This window comes from Saccharopolyspora griseoalba, assembly GCF_042665275.1.
GTDB classification, from domain to species: domain Bacteria; phylum Actinomycetota; class Actinomycetes; order Mycobacteriales; family Pseudonocardiaceae; genus Saccharopolyspora; species Saccharopolyspora griseoalba.
Window position 1 is genome coordinate 196,337 of record NZ_JBHTCJ010000009.1, and the last position, 19,317, is coordinate 215,653.

The 19,317-nt window shown below is 71.7% G+C and carries 17 protein-coding genes; 10 read left to right on the forward strand and 7 right to left on the reverse strand.

Translation table 11 applies throughout. The features are described from left to right. The first annotated feature begins 69 nt into the window (after positions 1 to 69). Positions 70 to 507 (forward strand): SRPBCC family protein, encoded by a 438-nt coding sequence (locus tag ACFQRI_RS18575; RefSeq protein ID WP_380670264.1) that lies wholly within the window; start codon positions 70 to 72, stop codon positions 505 to 507. A 51-nt stretch (positions 508 to 558) separates the two neighbouring features. On the opposite strand, the gene ACFQRI_RS18580 is transcribed toward ACFQRI_RS18575, so the two are convergent. The 4 genes from ACFQRI_RS18580 to ACFQRI_RS18595 all read right to left on the reverse strand — a co-directional run bounded on the left by ACFQRI_RS18580 (position 559) and on the right by ACFQRI_RS18595 (position 7,804). Beyond that, positions 559 to 1,959, reverse strand: a complete 1,401-nt coding sequence (locus ACFQRI_RS18580) for an HNH endonuclease signature motif containing protein (RefSeq protein ID WP_380670266.1) — start codon at positions 1,957 to 1,959, stop codon at positions 559 to 561. Positions 1,960 to 2,153: 194 nt separating this feature from the next. After that, entirely contained in the window at positions 2,154 to 4,694 is a 2,541-nt protein-coding gene (locus ACFQRI_RS18585; protein ID WP_380670268.1) for a type 1 periplasmic-binding domain-containing protein, read from the reverse strand. A 107-nt stretch (positions 4,695 to 4,801) separates the two neighbouring features. Beyond that, positions 4,802 to 6,214: a GntP family permease gene (locus ACFQRI_RS18590; protein ID WP_380670270.1), complete on the reverse strand. Its 1,413-nt coding sequence runs from the start codon at positions 6,212 to 6,214 to the stop codon at positions 4,802 to 4,804. 9 nt (positions 6,215 to 6,223) lie between these two features. Then, positions 6,224 to 7,804, reverse strand: coding sequence for an N-acyl-D-amino-acid deacylase family protein (locus tag ACFQRI_RS18595; protein WP_380670272.1), 1,581 nt, complete (start codon positions 7,802 to 7,804; stop codon positions 6,224 to 6,226). A 148-nt stretch (positions 7,805 to 7,952) separates the two neighbouring features. On the opposite strand from ACFQRI_RS18595, the gene ACFQRI_RS18600 reads away from it, so the two are divergent. Next, positions 7,953 to 8,339 (forward strand): RidA family protein, encoded by a 387-nt coding sequence (locus ACFQRI_RS18600; RefSeq protein ID WP_380670274.1) that lies wholly within the window; start codon positions 7,953 to 7,955, stop codon positions 8,337 to 8,339. Between the two features lie 50 nt (positions 8,340 to 8,389). Here ACFQRI_RS18600 and ACFQRI_RS18605 read toward each other — a convergent pair whose 3' ends face one another. Then, a complete protein-coding gene (locus ACFQRI_RS18605; RefSeq protein ID WP_380670329.1) occupies positions 8,390 to 9,625 on the reverse strand; it encodes an amino acid deaminase in 1,236 nt (411 codons plus the stop codon). Positions 9,626 to 9,816: 191 nt separating this feature from the next. Here ACFQRI_RS18605 and ACFQRI_RS18610 point away from each other — a divergent pair, with 191 nt between their 5' ends. Then, complete coding sequence (locus tag ACFQRI_RS18610) at positions 9,817 to 10,560, forward strand: IclR family transcriptional regulator (RefSeq protein WP_380670276.1); 744 nt, start codon at positions 9,817 to 9,819, stop codon at positions 10,558 to 10,560. Positions 10,561 to 10,636: 76 nt separating this feature from the next. Here ACFQRI_RS18610 and ACFQRI_RS18615 read toward each other — a convergent pair whose 3' ends face one another. Then, positions 10,637 to 10,921, reverse strand: a complete 285-nt coding sequence (locus ACFQRI_RS18615) for a DUF1844 domain-containing protein (RefSeq protein WP_380670331.1) — start codon at positions 10,919 to 10,921, stop codon at positions 10,637 to 10,639. A gap of 367 nt (positions 10,922 to 11,288) precedes the next feature. On the opposite strand from ACFQRI_RS18615, the gene infC reads away from it, so the two are divergent. The 6 genes from infC (at position 11,289) to pheT (ending at position 17,270) form a co-directional block, all read left to right on the forward strand. Continuing rightward, positions 11,289 to 11,867: a translation initiation factor IF-3 gene (gene infC / locus ACFQRI_RS18620; protein WP_380670278.1), complete on the forward strand. Its 579-nt coding sequence runs from the start codon at positions 11,289 to 11,291 to the stop codon at positions 11,865 to 11,867. Positions 11,868 to 11,954: 87 nt separating this feature from the next. Beyond that, complete coding sequence (gene rpmI, locus ACFQRI_RS18625; RefSeq protein WP_380670280.1) at positions 11,955 to 12,149, forward strand: 50S ribosomal protein L35; 195 nt, start codon at positions 11,955 to 11,957, stop codon at positions 12,147 to 12,149. A gap of 98 nt (positions 12,150 to 12,247) precedes the next feature. Beyond that, positions 12,248 to 12,616: a 50S ribosomal protein L20 gene (gene rplT, locus ACFQRI_RS18630; protein ID WP_380670282.1), complete on the forward strand. Its 369-nt coding sequence runs from the start codon at positions 12,248 to 12,250 to the stop codon at positions 12,614 to 12,616. Next, on the forward strand, positions 12,616 to 13,455 hold the full coding sequence (locus ACFQRI_RS18635; RefSeq protein ID WP_380670333.1) for a TrmH family RNA methyltransferase: 840 nt from the start codon (positions 12,616 to 12,618) through the stop codon (positions 13,453 to 13,455). The genes rplT and ACFQRI_RS18635 overlap by 1 nt, the downstream gene beginning before the upstream one ends. Positions 13,456 to 13,667: 212 nt before the next feature. Continuing rightward, entirely contained in the window at positions 13,668 to 14,729 is a 1,062-nt protein-coding gene (pheS, locus tag ACFQRI_RS18640) for a phenylalanine--tRNA ligase subunit alpha (protein ID WP_380670284.1), read from the forward strand. A gap of 48 nt (positions 14,730 to 14,777) precedes the next feature. Then, entirely contained in the window at positions 14,778 to 17,270 is a 2,493-nt protein-coding gene (pheT, locus tag ACFQRI_RS18645) for a phenylalanine--tRNA ligase subunit beta (RefSeq protein WP_380670286.1), read from the forward strand. A 60-nt stretch (positions 17,271 to 17,330) separates the two neighbouring features. On the opposite strand, the gene ACFQRI_RS18650 is transcribed toward pheT, so the two are convergent. Next, entirely contained in the window at positions 17,331 to 17,924 is a 594-nt protein-coding gene (locus tag ACFQRI_RS18650) for a GNAT family N-acetyltransferase (protein WP_380670288.1), read from the reverse strand. 360 nt (positions 17,925 to 18,284) lie between these two features. Between ACFQRI_RS18650 and argC the strand changes: the two genes are divergently transcribed. Further along, on the forward strand, positions 18,285 to 19,313 hold the full coding sequence (gene argC / locus ACFQRI_RS18655) for an N-acetyl-gamma-glutamyl-phosphate reductase (protein WP_380670290.1): 1,029 nt from the start codon (positions 18,285 to 18,287) through the stop codon (positions 19,311 to 19,313). The last annotated feature ends 4 nt before the right edge of the window (positions 19,314 to 19,317 follow it).

Consider the following 19,317-nt stretch of genomic DNA (forward strand, 5'->3'; position numbering starts at 1 on the left):
GGCGCCCGCGTCGTCGTTTCTCGGGCCGTCGTTTTCCGAACGTGATCTCGTTCCGCTAGCTTCGCGGGCATGGCGCAGGAGGAGTCCTCGGTTTCGCACAGCGTGCTGGTCGGTGCTTCCCCGCAGGAGGTGTTCGATCTGCTGGCCGACCCCCGCAAGCACCCGATCATCGACGGTTCCGGCACCGTGCGGGGCGAGCTCCGCGCGCCGGACCGGTTGTCGGAGGGCGCGAAGTTCGGGATGCGGATGAAGCGCGGTGTCCCGTACCGGATCACCAACCGGGTCGTGGAGTGGGAAGAGAACCGCCGGATCGCCTGGCGCAACCTCCTGCCGCACCGCTGGCGCTACGAGCTGGAGCCGGAAGGCGCCGGCACCCTGGTCATCGAGACCTACGACTACAGCCGCGTGCTGCCCGGCGTGCTCTCCCGCACCCGGGTGCCGACCGAGAACCTGAACTCGATCAAGGCGACCTTGCATCGGCTGAAGGCCCACTTCGAGCGGGGTTGAGCAGGGGGCACCGACCCACCGGCCTCCCGGACGGCGAGGCCGGTCGGTGCCCTAGGTGCTTCCTCCTTCGACGGCCTGCGGATCGCGCGGTGGTGGTATCGGCCCGGCCTGCGCGCGCACCAGCTCGCGCAGGCAGTCGCGGTACACCAGGTGCTCGCCCCGCCGTCCTGGTCGCGGCACCTGATCCGGGTCGATCCGCACCGGTGGGATGAACACCGGCCGCCCGTCGCGGATCCGCACCTCCCAGCCGTCGTGGTGCACCTGCCGGTGGTGCCTGCCGCAGAGCATGACCAGGTTGTCGCGGTCTGTGGCGCCGCCGTCGACCCAGTGCACCACGTGGTGCGCGTGCGAGGTCCCTGGCGGCTGCTCGCAGCTGGGGAACGCGCACGCGCCGTCGCGGCGCTCCAGCGCCACGCGCAGGTGCGCGGGCGCGGACCGCTCGGTGCGCCCGAGGTCCAGCGGCAGACCGTCGCTGCCGAGCACCAGCGGAATGATCCCCGCGTCGCAGGAGAGTCGCCGCACCGTCTCGGGTGTGACGGTTTCACCGGTCCGGCGCAGCACCCCGGAGCGCAGCGCGTTGGCGAGCGGTTCGTAGTCCACCGCGATCTGCAGCTGCGGCCGCTGGCCGCCGGTGATCGGCAGCCCGTCGGATTCCAGCGCGATGTCCACCAGCGTCTCGAGCGCGTCGGCGTGCCGCTGCGCGGCGGTGCGCGGGTCGAGCTGCCCGTCGTCGGCGGGCTGCGGTCTGGCCAGCGGGTCGAGCGCGGTCATCAGCTTGGCACCGGCTTCCTTGCCCAGCAGGGCTTTGACGACCAGCATGCCGTCCCGGTTGGTGCTGCAGCGCAGCGCGCGGGCTGCGTGCTGCTCGTGCTCGTCCAGCGCTGCGCGCTGCTGGTCGAGTTCGGCGACCAGGTGCGCGGCCAGCTTGCGCACTCCGCTCGGGGAGGTGCGCCTGGCTTCGCGGGCCAGCCGGGTTTCGAAGTCGGCGATGTAGGCGGGGGTGGCGCACGAGGCCGGGAGCTTGCGCACCCACGAGGTGATGACGTCGGCGTGGTCGACGTTGATCGCCCCGTCGGCGAGGGCTCGTCTGGTCGTGCTCAGCGGGTCGTCGCCGTCGGCGGACAGCGCGCGGGCGACTTGGACGCGTCCGTTGGCTTCGCCGGGGTCCAGCCGGCACAGCTCCTGCAGCCAGGTCTGGGTGCGGCGCGCTCCTTGCTGCTGGGCGAGTTCGCGCCGGTCGGCGGTGGCGATGCACTCGCTCTGCAGCGCGTGGGCGGTGGCGACGTGCGCTTGGAGGTCGGCGATGGCCGCGGTGATGGTGGCGTCGTCGGCCGAGTCCGGCGGGGTCGCGGCCGCGAGCGCCGCCTGCGCGACCGCGACGGCCTCGGTGAGCGGCAACGGTTCGAAGGCCCAGCCGTTCCCGGTGTCTCGCGCGGTGGGGGCTGCGTGCATCGGTGTCGCTTTCGGCTCGCCGGGTGCTTCGCGAACCGCGGCGCGGCTCGCCTGGTGATGAGTACCAGGTTCGCGGCCGGGAGCACTCGTCGACTCACCACCGGTGTGTTGGCCCGGAATCCGTGCACCCGGCTCGCGAGCCGCGGAAATCGGCTGTGCGGGCGGGTTTCGGTTCAGCCGGTCGTGGTGCTGGGTCAGGCGCCGGGGCGGCATCCCGTCTCGCACATCCAGACCACGTCCGGTTCATCGCTGCCTCCGGTCAGTCGCAGGACGGAGATGGCCTTGTCCTGCGGGACCTGACCGGAACGACCGGTGTAGCTGATGTTGCCGGTGATTCCGGGAACGGGCGTGTAGCCGCTGCTGGCGATGCCGTGCCACACCGCCAGCCCGCTGAGCGGGACCGGGTTCTGGCCGTCGGTGGCGACCCTCCCACCGGTCACGTTCATCACCGCGTAGCGCAGGACCTCCACGGCGTCGCTGGCCAGGGTGGCGCGCCCGCGCAGGTCGGATTCGGGTTCGGTGTGCCCGTAGAACGAGGTGTACTCGAGCGTCACACCGGTGGGCAGCTCGCGGTCGAGCATGAACTTGTTGACGTCGTCGCCCGCCATCAGCAGTGGCGGTTCCTGATCGCGGGACCTGCAGGCTCCCGCGACGTCGTTGAGGAACTTGCCCAGCCGGTCGGCGCGGCCGGCGAAGAACAGCAGGTCGTCGCGGCCGCACGGGATGTCCTGGTCCCAGGAGTTCAGGTCGTTGGGGTCCAGCTGCGCGGGGAGAAGCTCGTCGAGGTCGTGCGCGAGGTTCTTGCTGTAGAGGTCGTTCTCGGCGTAGAAGATCTTGATCTTGGGCAGCGGTTGGTGGCGGGCGCGCAGGTACTGGGCCACCACGTCGGCCTGCCGCTGGTTGTTCGGCGCGACCTGGTGGTACAGCGGGGTGGCCTCGACCAGGCCGTCGGCCGATGTCGTGGTGCCGATCGAGGGCAGTCCGGCCGTGCCCAGTTCGGCGATGGCGGTCTTGGTGCTCGACCAGCTGCCGCCGAGGCCGACCACGCCGACCACGGGTGCGTCGGAGTCGGCGCGGCGCTGGGCGAGCGCGTCGATGCGTTCGGCCACCTCGGGTGCGTGCGCCATCTCGTTGCCGCCGTTGGCGAACACCACGCGCAGCAGCACCGGGCTGTCCCGCCAGGCCTTCTCCTGCGCATGCCGGATGCCGCGGAGCTCTTCCAGCGCGGCGTTGAGCGTCGAGGAGTTCGGGTCGGGCGCGGTCAGCGTGCCGAAGTACACCACGGTCACGTACGGCCGCGATCGCACGCGTCGGTGGTCGGCTGCGATGTCCTCGTTGAGCGCGACGATGTCGGTCTGGACTTGCTGCAGCTGGTCGCGCAGGGCGCGGGTTTCGTGCGCGTCGGAGGCCGGGATGTCCGGGGCGAAGCTGAAGCCGCCGTCGGAGATCCCCACGCATTCGCCGCCTTCGGCCCACACCTCGGTGTCCGAGCCCCACGGTCCGATCTGGTGCACGGGTTGCAGCTGCCCGCACGGGCCGAAGTACTGGTGGAGGTACAACCCGCCCGCGGCCAGCAGCGCCAGGACGGCCGCGGTGGCCGGAACTCGGCGCCACGCGAGCGAGTGGTGCAGCGGCAGCTCGCGTCCCATGGGAGGCAACCCGTCCTCGCCGTCGGGAGCGCCGGTGACCGCGGCCGGGCGGTACCAGGCGGTGGGGGAGCGCTGCCTGCGCGCCGTCTGCAGGTGCACGGGCCACTCCTCGAGCGTCCCGCCGTCGGGTTCCGGCTCGTGCGGCAGCTGGCGGGTGCCGCTGCCGACGACGAGCAGCGGGTCGCGGATGACGGTCTCGTTGCGCACGTCGTTGACCAGTCGTACCAGCGTCTCGCCGATGGTGCCCGGTTCGAGGCCGCGCAGCAGCAGCACGGGATAGGAGTCCTTCGGGATCCACCGCCACCGGGGGCCGCGGGCGTAGGCGTCGGCCAGGTCGGCGAGGAAGGCGTGCACCAGGAGTTTGCGCACTTGCTCGGCGTTCTCGCGCTTCGACGGGGTGGTGATGAGTCGTTGTGCGAATGCCGGGAAGTCCTCGGAGTCGCCGGGGGAGAGGTAGCGCTGCCGCATGAACCAGCGCGGGATCGCGCCGAAGCGGATGCGCCACGCGTAGTAGAGCGGGTAGGTCAGCAGCGCGCCGATGAACAGGTACCAGGGCAGCTGCTGCTCGGCGGCTGCCCACGCGGAGGACTCGGACTGCTCGGGCTGCTTCTTGCGCGGACCGAAGTAGTCCTTGAGCAGTCGCCGGGTTTGCGGGTTGGGGCGGTTGGCCAGCTCGTCGTTGGGTTGCACGTTCTGGTTGAGCAGCCAGCTCAGCAGGGCGTAGCGGCGGAACCGGAGCCGTCCGATGCGCTTGGCCGAGCTGTGGTCGAGGTAGGTCCGGGCCGCTTCGTCGAGGTTCTCGCGAATGCGGCGCGATAACAGGCGTTCCGGTTCCTCCGGGCCCCGGCCGTTGCCCGCGGGGCGGGTGACCGGGGACCGTTCGGCGACGTCCAGCACGGCGTTGGGCACGACCTGGTGCAGGTGACCGGCCAGTTCGTCGATGAGGCGGTCGGGCTCGGCGTCCGGCAGCAGGTGCACGATCGGTTGGTCGGGAATCCGCCGCCACCGGCGCTTGCGGATCCACCAGCGCTGCAGCAGCTCGTGCACTTTGCTGCGGGGATAGCCCTGCACGATCGGCTCCGACACGAACACCCCCAGTGTGCTGGATCACCCGACGTTACCGAAGCGGACACCGCGGGTGCACGGGTTTTGCGTCAATTCGCCGAAGCGATTGCGCGAACTGGCCGCAGCGATCACGCCGCGAAAGCCGACAGCAGCGCGGCCATCGCGAAGGCCACCACCGAGAGGATCGTCTCCAGCACCATCCAGCTCTTGAGCATCTCGGCGACCGGGATCCCGAAGTACCGCGAGATGATCCAGAAGCCGCCGTCGTTGACGTGCGAGGCGATGATCGAGCCGGCCGCGATGGCCACCGCGATCAGCGCCAGCTGCGCCTGCGAGTGCTCGCCGGAGGCCAGCAGCGGCGCCACGATCCCACCGGTGGTCACGATCGCCACCGTCGCCGAGCCCTGCGCGATGCGCAGCCCGCTGCTGATCACGTACGCCGAAACCAGCATCGGCAATCCAGTGGCCTGCAACGACCCTGCCAGGGCGTCACCCACCCCGGTCTCGGCCAGCACCTTGCCGAAGAACCCGCCGGCGCCCACGACCAGCAGCAGCATGCCCAGCGGCCGCAGCGCTCCTGCGGTCAGCTCGGACAGCTGCGCGCCGGTCATCCCGCGCCGGGTTCCCAGCGCCCAGAACGCCAGCAGCACCGCGATGGTCAGCGCCACCGTCGGGTTGCCCAGGAACGTCAGCGCGCTCAGCAATCGGCCCTCGGGCAGCGCGATGCTGCCGAACGTGCCGCCGAGGATGAGCACCATCGGCAGCCCGATGATCACCGCCACCGCACCCAGCCCCGGGGTCGGGCGGTCGTTCTCGGCGCGCTCGCGCGCCATCTCGTCGGCGGTGGCCAGCATCTCCTCGGGCACCGGCAGGTGGATCCGGTTGCCGATCCACACCGGGTACAGCAGCCCGGCGACGACGAACGCGGGCAGACCGCAGGCCAGGCCCATCAGGATGATCCAGCCCAGGTCCACCCCCAGCAGTCCCGCGGCCACCACCGGGCCGGGGTGCGGTGGCAGGAACGCGTGCGTCATCGACAGCCCGGCCACGAGCGGGAGGCAGTACCGCAGGATCGAGCGCCCGCCCTGCCGCGCCACCACGTGCACCAGCGGGGCCAGCACGAAGATGCCGATGTCGAAGAACACCGGGACGCCGAAGACCAGCCCGGCCAGCCCCATCGCCAGCGGCGCGCGGCGTTCCCCGACCGCGGCCAGCAGCCTGCTGGTCAGCAGCTGCGCGCCGCCGGAGGCCTCCAGCATCGCGCCGAGGATCGCGCCCAACCCGATGATCGCGGTGATGTGCCCCAGGATCGAGGCGAAGCCGTCCTCCAGCAGCGACTCCCCGCTGGACTGCGCGGTCCCGACGATCTCGGCGGGGGACAGGCCCGCGGCCAGCGCGATCAGCAGCCCGGTCACCAGCAGCGCGATGAACGGTTCGACCCGGAACCTGATGATCATCACCAGCAGCGCCGCGATGCCCGCCGCGCACAGGACCAGCAATCCGGACGTCTCGTGCTGCAACCAGTGCAGTAACGCGGCCAAGCGTGGCTCCTAGCTGTTGGCGCGCAGCGCGCGGCCGGGCAGGGCGTCGGTTCGGCGACCGTCCTCGATCACGGCCGCGCCGTTGACGAACACGTGCGGGATCCCGGCGGCCTGCTGCCGGGGGTTCTCGAAAGTCGCGGTGTCGGACACGGTTTCCGGATCGAACAGCACCAGATCGGCCGCGTTGCCCTCGCGGATCCGGCCCCGGTCGGCCAGCCCGAGGCGGTCGGCGGGGCGCGAGGTCAGGTGCGCCACGCACTCCTCGAGCCCCAGCACGCCGGTCTCGCGCGCGTAGTGCCCCAGGTAGCGCGGGAAGGTGCCCCAGGCGCGCGGGTGCGGTCGCGCGCCCACCAGCAGCCCGTCGCTGCCCCCGGTGTGCACCCGGTGCCGCATGATCGCGCGCACGTTGTCCTCGTGGCCCACGTGCATCAGGCAGGACGCGCCCAGCCGTTCGGAGACCAGCACGTCCAAGTAGAACTCGGTCGGCTGGGTGCCGACCGCCCGCGCGGCCTCGGCGACGCTGCGCCCCACCAGGTGCTCGTTGCCGGCCTCGCGCACCCCGCTGACCACGATGGTCTCCCACTCCACCGGAACGCCGTGGCAGCCGTCCGAACCGGTCACCTCCAGCTCGTGGCGAATCCGGCCGCGCAGCACCGGATCCCGCAGGCGCTCCAAGGTGGGCTGCATCCCGCCCGCCATCGACCAGCTCGGCAGCAGCGCGTGCAGCGAGGTGCTGCCCGGCAGGTATGGGTAGCTGTCCAGGGTGACGTCGCAGCCCTCGTCCAGCGCCCGATCCAGCATGGCCAGCAGCTCGCCGGCACGACCCCGGTTCACCCGGAAGTTCATCGTCGCGTGCGCCAGGTGCAGCGGACATGCCGAACGCCTGCTGACCTCGAGCATCTCCGCGTAGGCGGCCAGCGCGCCCGCGCCGTAGCTGCGGTGGTGGGTGCTGTGGAAACCTCCGTGCGCGGCCACCACCTCGCACAGCGCGGTCAGCTCGGCGGTGTCGGCGTACATCCCCGGCGTGTAGGTCAGCCCCGAGGACAGCCCGAACGCGCCCTGCCGCAGCGACTCGGCCAGCACCGCGCGCATCCGGTCGAGCTCGTCCGCTGTCACCGGCCGGTCCTCGTAGCCCGCGCACAGCAACCGCAGTGTGCCGTGCGGGACGAGGTAGGCGGCGTTGGTGGCGATGCCCCGGTCGAGCCGGTCGAGGTATTCGGCGACGGTGCGCCAGTCCCAGTCGAAACCCGGCGGATCGTCGTTCCAGCCGGCGATCTGCCCGCGCAGCGTCTCCAGCGCGGCGTCGTCGACCGGGGCGTAGGAGAGCCCGTCCTGGCCGATGACTTCCAGGGTCACGCCCTGCGAGACCTTCGCGGTGTGGTCGGGCTCGGCCAGCAGCTGCAGGTCGGAGTGCGCGTGCATGTCCACGAAACCCGGTGCCAGCACCAGCCCGTCGGCGTCGATGCTGCGCCTGCCGCTGAGCTGCCCGCCGATCGCGGCGATGCGCCCCTCGGCGAGGCCGACGTCGGCCCGGTAGCGCGGACCGCCGTCGCCGTCGACGACCTGCGCGCCGCGGATGATGAGATCCACCGTCGTCCTTCCGAACCCGGATTGGTCTGCACCAGACCGGGCGATCGTAGGTACGATCGACCGCGAAAAGCAATGGCGCGCCCGCGGTGTCCGAAACCGCCGGGTTCCGCGGGAGCGGCGCCGAGAACCGCCGGGAGGAATTCGCTCGATGAGCAGGACCGTGGTCAGCACCGACAACGCCCCCGCGCCGCCTGCGCACATCCCGCTGTCGCAGGGCGTGCGCAAGGGCAACATCCTGCAGGTCTCCGGGCAGACCGCGGTCGATCCCGCGACCGGGAAGCTGGTCGAAGGCGGCGTGGCCGACCAGACCGAGCAGTGCCTGCGCAACGTCATCGCCGTCGTCGAGGCCGCCGGCGGTTCCCTCGCCGACGTGCTGATGCTGCGCGTCTACCTGACCGACACCGCGCAGTTCGCCGAGATGAACGAGACCTACGCGCGCGTGGTGGGCGAGCCGTTCCCGGCCCGCACCACCGTCTACGTCGGACTGCCCGAGGGCATGCTCTGCGAGATCGACGCGCTGGCCGTCCTGGACTGAGCCCGCGCCGGCGCTCCCGGGGAGCTGCTGCGCTCCCCGGGAGGGTCGCCTCAGAAGAAGGTGCGGACCAGCTCGGTGACCTCGTCGCCGTCGGTGACCGGGATGAGGTTCCACTTGTCGAAGACCGTGCACGGGTGCGACAAGCCGAAGCCGATCCAGTCGCCCACCTGCGGATCCGCCCCTGTGAGCTCCAGGAACGCGTGCTGGTCGGCCAGGCCTCGAACGCGGCACGAGCCGGCGGGAAGGGGTTGCTGGTCGCCGCCTGCGGGGCGCAGCACCTGCGGCTCCGGCAGGCCCTGGTCGAACGAGACGTCGCGGCGGCCCATGGTCAGCAGCGCCAGGTCCGGTTCGGGGCGCGAGACGACCTGCGCCCAGATGCGCATCGCCGGGCGGAACGGCGGCTCCTGCCCGGCCAGCCGGTGCTCGCGGCCGAACGGGGAGCGGATCCGGTAGAAGCCGTCGTCGTGCAGCAGGTAACCACCGCTGCGCAGCACCGGAACCACCGGCAGGCCGTCCGGCCAGGGTTGGGTGAGCGCCTCGGCGACCTGGTCGAAGAAGGCGCTGCCGCCGGCGCTGACGATCACCTCGTCCAGTCCGGCGAAGTGCCCGGCCTCGGCCAGTTCGCCCACCAGCGACCGCAGCTCGCGCAGGTAGCCGTCCACGGCGGCCAGCGAGGACGCCGCGACGTCGTGCGCGACCTCGCCCTCGTAGCCGGCCACGCCCACCAGCCGCAGCCTCGGCTGCGCGCGCACCGCCTCGGCGAGCTCGCGCGCCTGCGCGGCCGTGCGCGCACCCGTGCGCCCGCCCTCGTTGCCGAGCTCGACGAGCACGTCCACCGGGCGCGTGCCGCCGTGCTCGGTCAGCGCGGCGGCCATCAGCTCCACCCCGCGCGGTGAGTCCGCGTAGCAGCAGAACGCGAAGTCGGCGTCGGCGTCGAGCTCGTCGGCCAGCCAGGCCAGGCCGCAGGGGTCGACCAGCTCGTTGGCGAACAGGATCCGGCGCACCCCGAAGGCCCGGTAGACCCGCAGCTGGCTGACGTTGGCCGCGGTGATGCCCCAGGCCCCGTGCGCCAACTGCCGTTCGAACAGCCGTGGCGCCATCGTGGTCTTGCCGTGCGGGGCGAGCTCGAGGCCGTGCGCGGCGCACCAGCCGGCCATCGTGGTGAGGTTGTGCTCCAGCGCAGCTGCGTCGAGCGCGAGCAGCGGTCCGACGAATCCGGATTCGAACAGCTTCGGGCGGGTGTCGAGGAACTCGCCGACGGTGGATCCGAACGAGTCGGCGGGCATGCCCTTGAACCGCCAGTCGATCCGCTCCTCGCGCAAGGCCCGCACCGCGCCGGCGCCGATTCCCGCTGCGCTGCTCCCGGACACCGACACGACGCCTCCCATTGCGTATCGTGCAACATGCGTTGCACACTCCGGCGAACAGGTATGTACCACTGCGCGCTTCGGCGCGTCAACGCTGATCGGAGGGGCCGGTGAGCCAGAGCCTGGAACGCGGCCTGGCGGTGCTCGGGGCGCTGGCCGACGGTCCGCGCACGTTGGATGAGCTCGCCGAGCGCCTCGGCGTGCACAAGACCACCGCGATGCGGCTCCTGCGCACCCTGGAGGCGGGGCGCTTCGTGCGCCGCGAGGACGTGCACCGCTACCGGATCGGCAGCGCGCTGTTCGACCTCGCCCACCGCGCGCTGGAGGATCTCGACGCCCGCGACGTGGCGCGCCCGCACCTGCGGCGGCTGGGGGAGCGCAGCGGGCACACCGTGCACCTGGCGATGCTCGACGAGGACCAGGTCGTCTACATCGACAAGGTCGACAGCGTCCACCCGGTGCGCATGTACTCCCGGATCGGCCGGCGCGCCCCGGTGCACTGCACCGCGGTCGGCAAGGTCCTGGTCGCCGACCTGCCCGCGACCGGCAGGCAGCGGCTCGCGCAGCGCATCGGCTACCCGAAGCTGACCGATCGCACCATCGACTCGCCGGAGCGCTTCCGCGCCGAGCTGGAGCGGGTCGCGCGGCAGGGCTACGCGGTCGACCGCAGCGAGCACGAGGACTTCACCCACTGCGTGGCCGCGCCCGTCCGCGACCACCGGGGCGAGGCGGTCGCCGCGCTGTCGATGTCGGTGCCGAAGGTGATCCTGCCGCTCGACGGCCTGCTCGGTTGGCTCGACGAGCTCCGCGCGACCGCGGACGCGATCTCGGCCGACCTGGGTCGCCGCGGCTGAGGCCGCGCGCCGCGCAGCTCGGCGGTCGTTCCCGCGTGGCGCCGCCACCAGCGCCGCCGCGCGGGCCGGGTCGAGCTCAGTAGACCGGGCCGGTGTACTTCTCGCCGGGGCCCTGTCCCGGGGCGTCCGGGTGGGCCGAGGCCTCGCGGAAGGCGCGCTGCAGGGTCTGCAGGCCGTCGCGGATCGGGCCCGCGTGCGGCCCGAGGTACTCCACCGATGCGGTCACCAGGCCGGCCAGCGCGGTGATCAGCCTGCGGGCTTCGTCGAGGTCGCGCGCGGGCGCGTCGTCCGGGTCCTCCTCGGCGAGCCCGAGCTTCTCGGCGGCCGAGGACATCAGCATCACCGCGGCCCTGCTGATCACCTCGACGCTGGGAACATCGGAGAGCTCGCGTACGTTGAAATCCCCGTCCGCGTCGTGCGCCTGCTCACCACGGGAATCGGTGGAGGTCGCGGTGTCGGGGGGAGTTGGTTGCGGTTCGCTCACGCCTGCTACCCTGACACGCACGACCAGCCCCCGCCGAGCCGGGGGCGGCAAAGTGGAGCCCCGCTCCCACCCGAGTGGCCGCCGAGGCCGCCGGGTTCCGGTCCTGCCGGACTCCGCGTTGAGTCCGGTGGTGCGAACGGTGTCGTGAGATGCCGGTTCGATCGGTTTGGAGTCGGGTCCCGCGGTTCCGCGCAGGCGGAGTCGGCGGGACTTTTGCATTCCGGGGTGAGCTCTACACGCCGCGGTGCAGTTACAGCAGCCATCGAACCGAGGAGGCCCCATCAGCTCCGAGACGCGCATCAATGACCGCATCCGGGTACCGGAGGTCCGACTGGTCGGACCCAACGGAGAGCAGGTCGGGATCGTCCGCATCGAGGACGCGCTCCGGCTGGCCCAGGAAGCGGATCTGGACCTTGTCGAGGTCGCCCCGCAGGCGCGCCCGCCGGTCTGCAAGCTCATGGACTACGGCAAGTTCAAGTACGAGAGCGCGCAGAAGGCTCGCGAATCGCGTCGCAACCAGCAGCAGACCGTCATCAAGGAGCAGAAGCTCCGGCCGAAGATCGACCCGCACGACTACGAGACGAAGAAGGGCCACGTGTCCCGCTTCCTCGGCCAGGGGCACAAGGTCAAGGTGACGATCATGTTCCGCGGTCGCGAGCAGTCGCGTCCCGAGTTGGGCTTCCGCCTGCTGCAGCGACTGGCCGATGACGTTGCCGACCTCGGGTTCATCGAGTCGAACCCGAAGCAGGACGGTCGCAACATGATCATGGTCCTTGCGCCGCACAAGACGAACAAGACCAAGCCCAAGGCGAACGCGTCGTAAGACGTCCCGCCAGGGCTCGTGATGTGACGCCGGGTCGGACGCGGCTTCCGCGCCCACCCGGCCTCTGTACGAAACGAGGACGAGAGCATGCCGAAGAACAAGACCCACAAGGGCACCGCGAAGCGCTTCAAGGTGACCGGTAAGGGCAAGCTGCGGCGCGAGCAGGCCGGTCGCCGGCACATCCTGGAGAAGAAGTCAAGCCGTGTGACCCGTCGCCTCGAGGGCACCGAAGCGGTGGCCAAGAACGACGTTCAGCGCATCAACAAGCTGCTGGGTCGCTGACGACGCTGCCGTCCCCGACGGACAGCGCCCATCGAAAGCCATCCAGCCACCCGCCAGGGCGGTCACCCCGCCCCCGATGAGATAACAGGACGGACCCCGTGGCACGCGTCAAGCGGGCAGTCAACGCCCAGAAGAAGCGCCGCACGATTCTCGAGTCGACCCGCGGCTACCGTGGTCAGCGCTCCCGGCTGTACCGCAAGGCCAAGGAGCAGATGCTCCACTCCTTCACCTACTCCTACCGGGACCGCCGCGCCCGCAAGGGTGAGTTCCGCAAGCTGTGGATCACCCGCATCAACGCCGCGACCCGGCAGCACGGCATGAGCTACAACAAGTTCGTGCAGGGCCTCAAGGCCGCCGAGGTCGAGGTCGACCGCAAGATCCTGGCGGAGCTCGCCGTCAACGACCCGCAGGCCTTCGAGGCCCTGGTCGACGTGGCGCGCAAGAACCTGCCGGAGAGTGCGGCCTGATCGCCGAGCACACTTCCGATCCGCGACCCGGGACGGCGCTCACCGAGCGGTCGTCCCGGGTCGCGGTCGCTCGTAAGCTCACCCGCCGCGCCGGCCGGGACAAGGCCGGGGCGTTCCTCGCCGAGGGCGCCCAGGCGGTGGGCGAGGCGCTGGCCGCGCACGAGGACGGTGGGCTGCGCGTCCGCGAGGTCTTCGCGACCGACGCGCCCCGGCACGTCGAGCACGCCGAGCGCGCACGCGCGGCCGGGATCCCGGTGCACCAGGTCACCGAGCGGGCCGCGGCATCGCTGTCGGAGACGGTCACCCCGCAGGGCCTGATCGCGGTCTGCGACCTGCCCGGCACCACGCCGGCCGAGGCGCTCGCGCAGCGACCGCGCCTGGTCACCGTGCTGGTCGGCATCTCCGATCCGGGCAACGCGGGAACCGTGGTGCGCGTGTCCGACGCCGCCGGCGCCGGGGCGGTGCTGTTCGCCGGGGACACCGTCGACGCCTACAACGGCAAGGCGGTGCGGGCCTCCACCGGCAGCCTGTTCCACCTTCCGGTCGCCAGGGACCGCGACGTCACCGCCGTGCTCCAGGCCTGCCGCGCCGCGGGCCTGCGCCTGGTGGGTGCCGATGGTCACGCCACCGGCGACCTGGACGCGGCCGACGCCTCCGGCGAGCTGGCCGAGCCCACCGCGTGGGTGTTCGGCAGCGAAGCGCACGGCCTGTCCGAGCAGGTCGTGGACCAGCTGGACAGCACGCTGCGGGTGCCCGTGCACGGCCGCGCGGAGAGTCTCAACCTGGCCACCGCCGCCGCCGTGTGCCTCTACGCCTCGGCCCGGGCGCAGCGCCGCTGAGCCCCGCGGGAGATCTCCGCGTAATGCGCTGGGGACCGTCGCCTAGAATTGAAGGCCGAGCTCGCGGCTTCGAGTCGGACGCCCCCGCGCGAGGTGGGGGCGCGGGCGGCAGTCGTACGCGATCCAAGTCGGACGCAACGCAAGCAGGTTCGGCCGGGCCCGGTCCGCCGGGCGCTGCTGCCTGTGGGATCAACGGGAGTCACGCACTAACGATGTCTGGAGCCAACGACTCGTACGACCCGAAAGAGGTCGCCGCGCTGTCGCCGGAGACGCTGGACCGAGCGGTCGCCGAGGCGACCAAGGCCTTCGCGGAGGCCGCCGACCTGGATGAGCTGGCCGCGGCCAAGCCCGCGCACCTCGGTGAGAAGTCCCCGCTGCTGACCGCCCGCCGCGAGATCGGTGCGCTGCCTCCCAAGGCGCGCTCCGATGCGGGCAAGCGCGTCAACCAGGCCCGCGAGGCCATCCAGGGCGCCTATGACGAGCGCCGCGCGGTGCTGCAGGCCGAGCGTGACGAGAAGGTGCTGCGTGAGGAGACCGTCGACGTGACCCTCCCCTGGGACCGCGTCGCGGCCGGTGCCCGGCACCCGATCACCCAGCTCGCCGAGCAGATCGAGGACACCTTCGTGGCCATGGGCTGGGAGGTCGCCGAGGGCCCCGAGCTGGAAGCGGAGTGGTTCAACTTCGACGCGCTCAACTTCGGCAAGGACCACCCGGCGCGCACCATGCAGGACACCTTCTACGTCGCGCCGGAGAGCTCCGGCCTGGTGCTGCGCACGCACACCTCGCCCTCGCAGGTGCGCGCGCTGCTGGAGCGCGATCTGCCGGTCTACGTGGTCTGCCCGGGTCGCACCTACCGCACCGATGAGCTCGACGCCACGCACACCCCGGTGTTCTCGCAGGTCGAGGGCCTGGCGGTGGACAAGGGTCTGACCATGGCGCACCTGAAGGGCACCCTGGACGCCTTCGCGCGCTCGATGTTCGGCCCGGACTCGACCACGCGGCTGCGCCCGTCGTACTTCCCGTTCACCGAGCCGTCGGCCGAGATGGACATCTGGTTCCCGGAGAAGAAGGGCGGCGCGGGCTGGGTCGAGTGGGGCGGCTGCGGCATGGTCAACCCGAACGTGCTGCGCGCCAGCGGCATCGACCCCGACGTCTACACCGGCTTCGCCTTCGGCATGGGGCTGGAGCGCACCCTGATGTTCCGCAACGGCATCCCGGACATGCGCGACATGGTCGAAGGCGACGTGCGCTTCACCCGCCCGTTCGGCATCTGATGCCGGTCCGAACCACCACCCACCTGAACGAGAGAAGGGCCTGACCAAGTGCGGATTCCGGTTTCCTGGCTGGCCGAGCACCTCGAGCTGCCCGAGGAGACGACTGCGGAGACGCTGGCTGAGGCGTTCATCCGGATCGGGTTGGAGGTCGAGGAGGTCGAGCACCTCGAGCAGGTGCGCGGCCCGCTCGTGGCCGGTCGCGTCGTCGAGATCGAAGAGCTCACCGAATTCAAGAAGCCGATCCGGTTCTGCCAGGTCGAGGTCGGCAAGACCGAGGACGACGAGCCGAAGCTGCAGAGCATCATCTGCGGCGCGAGCAACTTCGCCGAGGGCGACCTGGTCGTGGTCGCGCTGCCCGGCGCGGTGCTGCCCGGTGAGTTCGAGATCACCTCGCGCAAGACCTACGGCCGGATGAGCGAGGGCATGATCTGCTCGGCCAAGGAGCTCGGCCTGGGCGAGGACCACGACGGCATCCTGGTGCTGCCGCCCGGTTCGGCCGACCCCGGTGCCGACGCGGTCGAGCTGGTCGGCCTGGACGACGCGGTCATCGAGCTTGCCGTCACCCCCGACCGCGGCTACTGCTTCTCGGTGCGCGGGCTGGCCCGCGAGCTGTCCAACGCGCTGGAGGTCCCCTTCGGCGATCCGGGCGCCCGCCCGGTTCCCGAGGAGGAGCGCCCGTCCTGGGGCGTGACCCTGCAGGACGAGACGGCTGCCTCCCGGTTCGTGGTGCGCCGGGTGACCGGTGTGGATCCCACGGCGCCGAGCCCGTGGTGGATGCGCCGCCGCCTGGCGCTGGCCGGCATCCGCTCGATCTCGCTGTCGGTGGACATCACCAACTACGTGATGCTCGAGCTGGGCCAGCCGCTGCACGCCTTCGACACCACGAAGGTCACCGGTGACCTGGTGGTGCGTCGCGCCGAGACCGGCGAGAAGCTGACCACCCTCGACGGGCAGGTCCGCGAGCTCGACACCGACGACATCGTGATCGCCGACGACACCGGCGTGGTGTCGCTGGCCGGTGTGATGGGCGGCCAGAGCACCGAGATCGGCCAGGGCACCCACGACGTGCTGCTGGAGGGCGCGAACTGGGACCCGGCGAGCATCGCCCGCGCGATCCGCCGCCACAAGCTGCCCAGCGAGGCGGGCAAGCGCTTCGAGCGCACCGTGGACCCGGCGGTGGCGCCGGTGGCGGTGGAGCTGGCCGCCCAGCTGCTGGTGCGCTACGGCGAGGGCACCATCGCGCCGGGCCGCACCGACGTCGGCGAGCCGAAGTCCCCGGCCCCGGTGACGATGCCGCTGGCGCTGCCGGACAAGGTCGCGGGTGTGGCCTACGAGCGCGGCGTGACCGCGCGGCGGCTCACCCAGGTCGGCTGCAAGATCGACCTGAGCACCTCCGACGACGGCGTCGGTCAGATCACCGCGACCCCGCCGTCCTGGCGGCCGGACCTGACCCAGCCCTTCGACCTGGTCGAGGAGGTTCTGCGGCTGGAGGGCTACCACACGATCCCGTCGGTGCTGCCCGCCGCGCCGCCCGGCCGGGGCCTGACCGGTGCGCAGCGCCGCAAGCGGGACGTCTCCCGCGCCATGGCCGGTGCCGGGTTCGTCGAGGTGCTTCCCTTCCCGTTCACCGGCGCGGACGCCCTGGACGCCTTCGGCCTGGCCGAGGACGACCCGCGCAGGCACACCATGTCGGTGCTCAACGGGTTGGAGGCCGACAAGTCGCAGCTGACCACCACGCTGCTGACCGGGCTGCTGGACACCCTGCAGCGCAACGTCTCCCGCGGCCAGCGGGACCTGTCGCTGTTCCACATCGGGCAGGTCGTGCTGCCGGGCGAAGACCTGCCGGAGGTTCCCGAGGTCGGGGTGGACGGTCGTCCCAGCGACGAGCAGCTGGCCGCGCTGCGCGCCGCGCTGCCGGAGCAGCCGCTGCACGTGGCCGCGGTGCTGGCCGGTCAGCGCGAGCAGGCCGGCTGGTGGGGCAAGGGCCGCTCCGCGGATTGGGCGGACGCGATCCAGGCCGCCCGCGTGGTGGCCGACGCCGCGGACGTGGAGCTGTCGGTGCAGGCCGCCGAGCACGCGCCGTGGCACCCGGGTCGCTGCGCTGCGCTCAAGGTCGGCGAGACCGTCGTGGGCCACGCCGGTGAGCTGCACCCGAAGGTCGTCGAGGCGCTGGGCCTGCCCAAGCGCACCTGCGCGATGGAGCTGGACCTCGACGCGCTGCCGCTGACCGAGAGGCGCACGGCCCCGGACATCTCGGCCTACCCGCCGGTGCTGATGGACGTGGCGCTGGTGGTCGACCGGGGCGTGCCGGCCGCCGAGCTGATCGAGGTCGTCCGGAACGGCGGCGGTGAGCTGCTCGAGGACGTCCGGCTCTTCGACGTCTACGCCGGTGAGCAGCTCGGGGAGGGCAAGAAGTCCGTGGCGCTGGCGCTGCGGTTCCGCGCTCCCGACCGCACGCTCAAGCAGGAGGAGGCCACCGAGGCGCGGGACGAGGCGGTCGAGGCCGCCGCCGAGCGCTTCGGGGCGACGCTGCGCGCCTGACCGCGAAGCACGACGGCCCTGCCCGGGAGTTCTCGGGCGGGGCCGTTCGCGTGTTGGCGGTCAGTCGCGGCGCGGCAGGTGGCGGGTGGTGAACTCGCGCGCGGTGATGCCCATGAGGATCAGCTCGTGCACCCCGTCCGAGAGCGAATCCGGTTCGGTGGCGCGGTCTTCCACGCGGAAGCCGAGCTTGTCGTGCAGCGCGAGCGAGGCGGCGTTGTCGGCGTAGATGCCGACCTGGCACTTGCGGTAGCCGCGCTGGGTGAACATCAGGGCCAGCAGCGTGACTATGGCGTCGTCGGCGTACCCGCACCTGCGGTGCTGGGGTCCGATGCCGACGCCGTATCCGAAGGAGTCGGGTTCGTCGCCTTGGCTGGTGCACATCGAGCCGACGAGCTGCTGGTCGCGGCGGGTTTCGATGGCCAGTTGGAAGTCGTCGGCCGAATCCGGTTGCTGCGCGCGGTGCGCGGCCCAGTGCCGGTAGCCCTCGGCTTGGGCCAGTCCGCGGGTCGAGGACCGGTCGAAGCGGATGAGCGTGCGGCGGTCCGCGGGCTCGATGCCGCGCAACCTGATTCGCCGCCCCACCCAGCTGGACGTGGTGATCGGCGCCGCTGTGTGGCGGGCCCCCAGTTGCGGGTGCGGCGGGATCATCGTCATTGCCACGATGATGCCCGTTGGACTGCTGCGGTTACCAGGGGGGTGGACAACCTGTGATGTTGTCCGAACACTGTGAAACCTTCATTTCCACCGAGTTTCCGCACATCAACGCGATGGGGGTTTTGCGAGGTTCCCGGTGGGGCGGCGCTGAGCTGCGGCTCGCGCGGGTCGGCTAAGACCGGAGTCACACCCGATATCACCCGTTCGAAGACGATCGGTGGGCGCGCGGGCTCTCCGCCGGGATCCGCTGAGGATCACGTCGCGCGCGGCGGCGACGGGCGGCCGCGGGATGGGAGCATTTGACCGAGGCCACTCCAAAATCGTTTGATTGATATTGCATAGCAGTGCATACTTATCCGTATGACGGTTCGTGTGGCTGTGGCCGGCGCCAGTGGATACGCGGGCGGGGAGTTGCTCCGCCTGCTCGTGGCGCACCCGGAAGTGGAGATCGGTGCGTTGACCGCGGGTGGCAACGCGGGCAGCCTGCTCGGGCAGCACCACCCCAACCTGCTGCCGCTGGCCGAGCGCGAGCTCGTCGAGACCACCGCTGATCAGCTGCGCGGGCACGACGTGGTCTTCCTCGCGCTGCCGCACGGCCACTCCGCGGCCATCGCCGCCGAGCTCGGCGAGCAGACCGTGGTCATCGACTGCGGCGCGGACCACCGCCTCGACGACCCCGCCGACTGGGAGCGCTGGTACGGCGGCGAGCACCCGGGCACCTGGCCCTACGGCGTCCCCGAGCTGCCGGGCGCGCGCGAGCGGCTGCGCGGGAGCAACCGGGTCGCGGTGGCCGGCTGCTTCCCGACGGTGTCCTCGCTGGCCCTGGTCCCGGCCGTGGCCTCCGGCCTGGTCGACCCCGAGGTCGTGGTCACCGCGGTCACCGGCACCTCCGGCGCGGGGCGCGCGCTCAAGCCGCACCTGCTGTCGGCCGAGGTCATGGGCTCGGCCAGCGTCTACGGCGTGGGCGGAGCGCACCGGCACACCCCGGAGATGATCCAGAACCTCAGCGCGGCCGCGGGCCAGCCGGTGAAGGTCAACTTCACCCCGGTGCTCGCGCCGATGGCGCGCGGCATCCTGGCCACCTGCTCGGCCCCGCTGCGCAAGGGCACCGACGCCGCGGCGGCCCGGAAGGTCTACCTCGACGCCTACGACGGCGAACCGTTCGTGCACGTGCTGCCCGAGGGAACCTGGCCGCAGACCTCGGCCACCCTCGGCGCCAACACCGTGCACCTGCAGGTCGCCGTCGACGCCGACGCGGGCAGGATGATCGTCGTCGGCGCCGAGGACAACCTCACCAAGGGCACCGCGGGCGGCGCCGTGCAATGCATGAACCTCGCAGCGGGCCTGCCCGAGACCACCGGCCTGCCCACCGCGGGCATCGCCCCGTGACCAC

Excerpts from the sequence above, each read along its gene's own strand:
- ACFQRI_RS18575 (WP_380670264.1), top strand. The coding sequence starts at position 70 with ATGGCGCAGGAGGAGTCCTCGGTTTCGCACAGCGTGCTGGTCGGTGCT.
- ACFQRI_RS18580 (WP_380670266.1), bottom strand. The coding sequence starts at position 1,959 with ATGCACGCAGCCCCCACCGCGCGAGACACCGGGAACGGCTGGGCCTTC.
- ACFQRI_RS18600 (WP_380670274.1), top strand. The coding sequence starts at position 7,953 with ATGAGCAGGACCGTGGTCAGCACCGACAACGCCCCCGCGCCGCCTGCG.
- ACFQRI_RS18605 (WP_380670329.1), bottom strand. The coding sequence starts at position 9,625 with ATGCCCGCCGACTCGTTCGGATCCACCGTCGGCGAGTTCCTCGACACC.
- rpmI (WP_380670280.1), top strand. The coding sequence starts at position 11,955 with ATGCCGAAGAACAAGACCCACAAGGGCACCGCGAAGCGCTTCAAGGTG.
- pheS (WP_380670284.1), top strand. The coding sequence starts at position 13,668 with ATGTCTGGAGCCAACGACTCGTACGACCCGAAAGAGGTCGCCGCGCTG.
- ACFQRI_RS18650 (WP_380670288.1), bottom strand. The coding sequence starts at position 17,924 with ATGACGATGATCCCGCCGCACCCGCAACTGGGGGCCCGCCACACAGCG.
- argC (WP_380670290.1), top strand. The coding sequence starts at position 18,285 with ATGACGGTTCGTGTGGCTGTGGCCGGCGCCAGTGGATACGCGGGCGGG.